Origin of the sequence: Actinomadura sp. NBRC 104412, from assembly GCF_030269515.1 — a bacterium.
Classification (GTDB): Bacteria; Actinomycetota; Actinomycetes; order Streptosporangiales; family Streptosporangiaceae; genus Spirillospora.
Map to the genome: position 1 here is coordinate 1 of NZ_BSTM01000065.1, position 6059 is coordinate 6059.

Sequence of the window (6059 nt, forward strand, 5' to 3'; positions counted from 1 at the left end):
GGACGAGTGTGCCGGGGGTGTTCGCGTGTGGTGATGTGGTGGATCACCTCTATCGGCAGGCGGTCACGGCGGCGGGGACCGGTTGTGCGGCGGCGATCGACGCCGAACGCTGGCTCCAGGACCAGGACAACGCCGAAACGGAGCCCCATCAGGAAGAAAAGGAACTGTCCCCTCAGGGGTGACGGGTGCGGTCCTCGATGGCAGGGGATGCCGTACACCCGCGCGCGCAGTGGCCGCGGGGCCGACTCTTAGGACCGTGACCGTCGATCCCAGACCGTGACCGAACCCATGACCGACCAGGCATGGTGGCGGGGGACCCGTCACCGGAAATGAACGAAGGAGACCCGATGAAGGCCGTGACCGACGCCGACTTCGAGACCGAGGTACTCAAGAGCGAGAAGCCCGTGCTCGTCGACTTCTGGGCCGAGTGGTGCGGGCCATGCCGGATGGTCGCCCCCATCCTGGAGGAGATCGCCGGCGAGCACGGCGACAAGCTGGAGATCGTCAAACTCAACATCGACGAGAACCCGCAGGTGCCGTCGCAGTACCAGATTTTGGGCATCCCGACGCTGAACGTTTACAAGGACGGCAAGGTCGTCAAGCAGATCCAGGGCGTCAGGCCCAAGGCCGCCCTCCTTCGCGAACTCGCCGAGTTCATCTGATCCCTCCCGAACGCGCCCTCCGTCCTCCCGCGGCGAGCGCGAACACAAGGGCCCGTGCCACCCGGCACGGGCCCTGTCCTATGTGCCGAGGTACGAAGGACCCGATCCTGAGCCGCACAGGACCAGGGACAACCACACACGATCAGCAAAGGCGACACAGAGCCGGGAAAAGCCGTGCAGGGACGGGGAAGCGCTGCACAAGACCGGGGCAGGCTCGCGCAGGACCAAGAGGAGCGACGCAGGATCAAGAAGGGCCGCGCAGGGTCGGGAAGGCCGCGCAGGGTCGGGAAGGCCGCGCAGGGTCGGGAAGGCCGCGCAGGGTCGGGAAGGCCGCGCAGGGTCGGGAAGGCCGCGCAGTACAAGAAAGAGCGCCAGGGAGGGTCGCGAAGAGCCGGGGAGAGGCGCAAAACCAGGAAGGCGACGCGAGACCAGGACCGGGGCGGCGGCGAGCGCGCGGCGGCCAGCTCGTGCGGATCGCGGCCGGTGAGCCCGGCGAGGAAGCCCGCCGCCGGATCACCGCTCTCCACCCGTGCAGACCAGGGCAGGCGCTTGAGCCGGCGGTGCAGGTACTTCTGGTTCCCCTTGACGATCATGATGTAGTCGGCGTTCTTGGTGGTGCCCAGTCAATCGGCGTGCTCACGGAGGGTGTGCAGCGCGTCGGCGGTGACGACGGCGCCGTGCAGAGCAGATTCAGCGGCTCCAGCAGGTCGGTGAAGCAGGCTGCCTCGCCGCTCTTGGCGGCGACCTGCCGCTGGCCGCGCACGATCCCGGCGTCCCCGGCGATCGCGCTGATCAGGCACCCGATCCAGCACCACGGCCAGAGCCGGCAGATCAAGCGCCTCCGGTGCATCGACGCTGGGCACGTCCTCGCAGTGGCGCATGAGCGTGCCGGGCAGAGAAGATGGCATGCGAGCGCGGCTCCGTCGTGATCAATCGGTCTAGGCAACCTTGATCATCTGAAGCCGCGCTCGTTCGTTACGGCCTTCCCACCGCCCCACGCCCACCCCCGCCAGCGCCGCAAGTCAACCACCGATCGTCTCGCGATCCGAGAACGCATCAGCCCTGTCTACGCAACGGTGGTGGCGGCGCGTGATGTCAGGCCCCGATAAATCAGGGCGCCGATCCCGTACGCGGCGACGACAGCGCCCAGCGTCGGGTACGAAACGCCGTCCACCGGCAGCCACCCCACCGCCACGGCCGCGCCCGCAACGAAGGACGCGTTAAAAAGCAAGTGGTATGGCGCTGACCTCGGACGGGCTCGGCCCGGCGGTCCCACCCGACCCTTGATCTCGACGAGGCGCTGAGCGGGTCTCAGACGGGACGGAGGGCGCCCTCCGGAGTCATGGAGCCCAGCAGCCGTTCCAAGGCCACCTCGACGTCCTCACGCCACGACAGGGCGGACTTCAACTCCAGCCTCAGCCGCGGATACCGGTGATGCGGCCGGATGGTCTTGAAACCCACCGACAACAGGTAGTCGGCGGGCACCACACAGCCGCCCTCCTCCCCCTTGAGATCACCGAACGCCTCGATGGCCTTCACGGCGCGCCGTGTCAGATCCTTGGCCACTCCCTGGACCAGCATCCGGCCCAGCCCGCCACCCGCGAAATCCGGAACGATGTTCGCCGTCATCAGCAGGACGGCATCGGCACTGACCGGGCTCGTCGGGAACGCGACCGAGCGCGGCACGTACAGCGGCGGCGCGTACAGGACGAAGCCCGCGGGGACATCGTCCACATAGACGATCTTGCCGCAGCTACCCCATTCCAGAAGCGTGGAGGAGATCCACGCCTCCTTCTCCAGATCCGGGCTGCCGGCCTCCGCGGCGCGCTCCCCCGCCACCGGATCGAGTTCCCAGAAAACGCAGCGGCGGCAGCGACGCGGCAGGTCGTCCAGGTTGTCCAATGTGATGTTGACGAGCCGACGCGACACCGGAACTGCACCCCCTGAGCGCCCGTCCCCCGTCCCGCCTCCTGCGTGGCGCGGTCGGGATCTCCGGTGGACGAGCTCGCCTGGTGTACGTACGTGGATTCTCGTTCTGAGCGCCACATCTCGGAATTCCCGGCAACACTCCGGGACCCTGGGGCATCGTATCGGACAGGGGTCTTTCACCCGGCGAACGGCATCGATCATGCGTGCCGCCCATCGGAGAAAGCCCTCTCCCCGCGTCTCGGGCAACGGCGCCCGATGGCGCGGGGACCTTTCGTCTTTCACCGGCGGCGGCCGGGCCTCATCGCTCGGCGGCAGGGCCCTTCTCAGCCCGCCGTCAACGGTGTCGTAGTTTGCTAGAACGTCCGATCACCCCGGAGGTGCCTCGTGAACCAGCACTCGCGAACAGATGCCTACACCGATCGCTACGCCGCCCGTGCCACCGGCATGGTCGCCTCTGAGATCCGGGCTCTGTTCGCGGTGGCTTCGCGTCCCGAGGTCGTCTCCCTCGCGGGGGGCATGCCCTACGTGTCGGCGCTCCCGCTCGACGCCGTAGGGGAGATGGTGGGCGAACTGGTGGCCCGCAACGGTGCCGAGATGCTCCAGTACGCGTCCGCCCAGGGCGACCCCCTTCTTCGCGAGCGCATCTGCGAGGTGATGGCGCTTGAGGGCGTCCAGGCATCCGCGGACGACGTCGTGGTGACGGTGGGAGCACAGCAGGCGCTCGACCTGATCACTCGGATCTTCGTCGACCCGGGCGATGTGGTCCTGGCGGAGGCCCCCTCCTACGTGGGCGCGTTGGGCACCTTCGCCGCCTACGAGGCGGACGTCGTCCACGTGCCCCTCGACGACGGCGGTCTGATCCCGTCCGCTCTGCGCGAGACCCTTGAACGGCTTCGGCGGGAGAACCGCCGCGTCAAGTTCCTCTACACCGTTCCGACGTTCCAGAACCCCGCAGGCGTCACGCTCACCGCCGCGCGCCGCGCCCAGGTCCTGGAGATCTGCGCCGAATATGACGTGCTGATCATCGAGGACAACCCCTATGGGCTTCTCAGGTTCGACGGCGAACCGGTGCGGGCCCTTCGCGCCGACGACGCCGAACGCGTGATCTACCTCGGCTCGTTCTCGAAGACGATCGCCTCAGGGCTCCGGGTGGGCTGGGCCCTGGCACCACATGCGGTACGGGCCAAGCTCGTCCTGGCCGCCGAGTCCGCGATTCTGTGCCACCCGAACTTCTCCCAGCTCGCCGTACGGGAGTACCTCAGCACCCAGCCATGGCGTGAGCAGATCAAGAATTTCCGGGAGCTTTACCGGGCCCGCCGTGACGCCATGCTGGAATCCCTGGAATCGATGATGCCCGAGGGCTGCACCTGGACCCGGCCCGCCGGCGGTTTCTTCGTCTGGCTCACCCTACCGGAGGGCCTGGATGCCAAGGCGATGGCCCCACGCGCCATTGCCGAACGCGTCGCGTACGTACCGGGCACCGGCTTCTACGCGGACGGCACCGGGCACCGCCATATGCGACTGTCCTACTGCTACCCAGACCCGGACCGCATCCGGGAGGGCGTCCGCCGCCTCGCCGCGGTCGTGGAGCAGGAGATCCAGCTTCGTGACACCTTCGGGGGAGTCGGGGCAAGCGCACCCACTGGGGTCGACACCCCTGGCCCCGGTACCTTCTAGGACTCGTGAAAGGCGCGCCGGCTCCCCCATCCTGGAGCCGGCGCGCTTGTTACGAGAAACCGCTGGCGGGAACCGGTGATTCCCGCCACCAGCCAAAACGTCCACTGGTGGGACTTGAGTGACGCAAGGGGCATTGATTGGAACTCGGGCATGTGGTCGTCCTCGCGGGAGGTCTGTCCTACGAGCGGGAGGTCTCGCTGCGCTCCGGCCGCCGGGTCGCGGACGCGCTGCGCTCCGTCGAAGTCCCGGTCGAGCTCCGGGACGCGGATGCGACGCTCCTGGACGCCCTCTCGAACGACCCGCCGGACGCCGTCTTCCCCGTCCTCCATGGCGCGTCGGGCGAGGACGGCGCGATGCGCGATGTGCTCGAACTTCTTGACGTCCCGTACGTAGGCTCCCGTCCGGACGCCTGCCGTGTCGCCTGGGACAAGCCCTCCGCCAAGTCCGTCGTGCGGCGCGCGGGCCTGCGCACGCCCGCCTCCGTCGCCCTCCCCAAGGAGATCTTCCACGACCTCGGGGCATCGTCGGTTCTCGACCACATTGTGCGGCGCCTCGGCCTTCCCCTCTTCGTCAAGCCGACCCGCGGCGGCTCCGCCTTGGGCGCCTCGATCGTCCGCGAGGCCAGCGAGCTACCGGCCGCCATGGTCGGCTGCTTCTCGTACGGCGACTCGGCGCTCATCGAGCAGTACATCACCGGCACCGAGGTCGCCGTCAGCGTGATCGAGCGGGACGGCCGGCCTCAAGCCCTCCCCGCCGTCGAGATCGTGGTCCCCGGCGGCCGTTACGACTACACGGCGCGCTATGACGCCGGCGACACCGAGTTCGTCACCCCGGCCCGCCTCACGCCCGAGGCCGCCGAACGCGCCACCGCCGCCGCCCTCACCGCTCACCAAGCACTCGGCCTGCGCGACCTCTCTAGGACCGACCTGATCGTGGACTCCGACGGCGAGGCCCACTTCCTGGAGGTCAACGTCGCCCCCGGCCTCACGGAAACCAGCCTCTTCCCCATGGCCATCGGCGCCGCCGGCCTGGACCTGGGCGCCGTCTACCGCGACCTCCTCCTAGCACGTTTCCCGTGAAACATCGGCGTACCGCCCCGGACGCCGCTGACGACGACGGGATGCGCATAGGAGCGCGTGAAGCGCTGCGGATGTTTCACGGGAAACATCTGGCGCGCTGGGAGGCAGGCTTGGTTAGACAACGGCAACTGCCCCACCCCACGGACCAGTTAGCACCTTGGTCGCCCATCCATCGCGCCAGCGGCCCGGTGCGGGTTGGCCCGGTACGAGGGCCGCGCCGCCGGTCGGCTTACGTTCGGCGTTCGCCACTCCGTCAGCACCCCGGCGACATCGTCCCCACGACCGCCCGGCCTCCCGCATCCAATGGTGGGTGAGCGTGTTCGCGTCGTCGCCCGCGCTGACCGCGGTGACGATCTCATTCGTGGCCTGCTGGGTGAGCGGGGAACGGGACGCAGCGTGACCGCGAACGCCGCGACCCGCTATCGGTGACCGCCACGCCAGGGGGCTTGCATGGCTTCCTGGCCCCAGCCGACAGGCCCGACACCGGCAAAGGCCAGCGACCCAGGCAGCGGGGCGGCGTGCGCTCGTCATGGGGTGGCCGCTGCCCGGCGAAATGCAAGGCGGTTGATCAGGCTCCCTTCGCATGTGTTGATTCCGCCTGAAGACTGACCCTGTGGTTCCGGCCGAATCGTGACCCGCCCCTGGACCCTGGTGAGGTGTTGAAGGTGGAGGACTGGGCGGAGATCCGTCGGTTGCACCGGGCTGAGGGGCT

General features: G+C 68.6%; 4 protein-coding genes and 1 pseudogene. 4 read left to right on the plus strand and 1 reads right to left on the minus strand.

Annotated elements, in window-relative coordinates; genetic code table 11:
- Both QSK21_RS35525 and trxA read left to right on the plus strand, forming a co-directional pair.
- A pseudogene (locus tag QSK21_RS35525) lies at positions 1-182 on the plus strand (thioredoxin-disulfide reductase); the annotation flags it as partial.
- A 165-nt stretch (positions 183-347) separates the two neighbouring features.
- Entirely contained in the window at positions 348-662 is a 315-nt protein-coding gene (gene trxA / locus QSK21_RS35530; protein WP_285702155.1) for a thioredoxin, read from the plus strand.
- Between the two features lie 1311 nt (positions 663-1973).
- Here trxA and QSK21_RS35535 read toward each other — a convergent pair.
- Complete coding sequence (locus QSK21_RS35535; protein WP_285702156.1) at positions 1974-2591, minus strand: GNAT family N-acetyltransferase; 618 nt, start codon at positions 2589-2591, stop codon at positions 1974-1976.
- Between the two features lie 444 nt (positions 2592-3035).
- On the opposite strand from QSK21_RS35535, the gene QSK21_RS35540 reads away from it, so the two are divergent.
- Both QSK21_RS35540 and QSK21_RS35545 read left to right on the plus strand, forming a co-directional pair.
- The gene (locus tag QSK21_RS35540) at positions 3036-4268 is read left to right on the plus strand and encodes an aminotransferase-like domain-containing protein (RefSeq protein ID WP_285702158.1); all 1233 of its coding nucleotides are present in this window, start codon (positions 3036-3038) and stop codon (positions 4266-4268) included.
- 137 nt (positions 4269-4405) lie between these two features.
- Positions 4406-5347, plus strand: coding sequence for a D-alanine--D-alanine ligase family protein (locus QSK21_RS35545; RefSeq protein ID WP_285702157.1), 942 nt, complete (start codon positions 4406-4408; stop codon positions 5345-5347).
- Positions 5348-6059 lie beyond the last annotated feature (712 nt).

What these genes read in the sequence shown, in the direction of transcription:
- trxA (WP_285702155.1), top strand. Translation starts at nt 348, where the DNA reads ATGAAGGCCGTGACCGACGCCGACTTCGAGACCGAGGTACTCAAGAGC.
- QSK21_RS35540 (WP_285702158.1), top strand. Translation starts at nt 3,036, where the DNA reads ATGGTCGCCTCTGAGATCCGGGCTCTGTTCGCGGTGGCTTCGCGTCCC.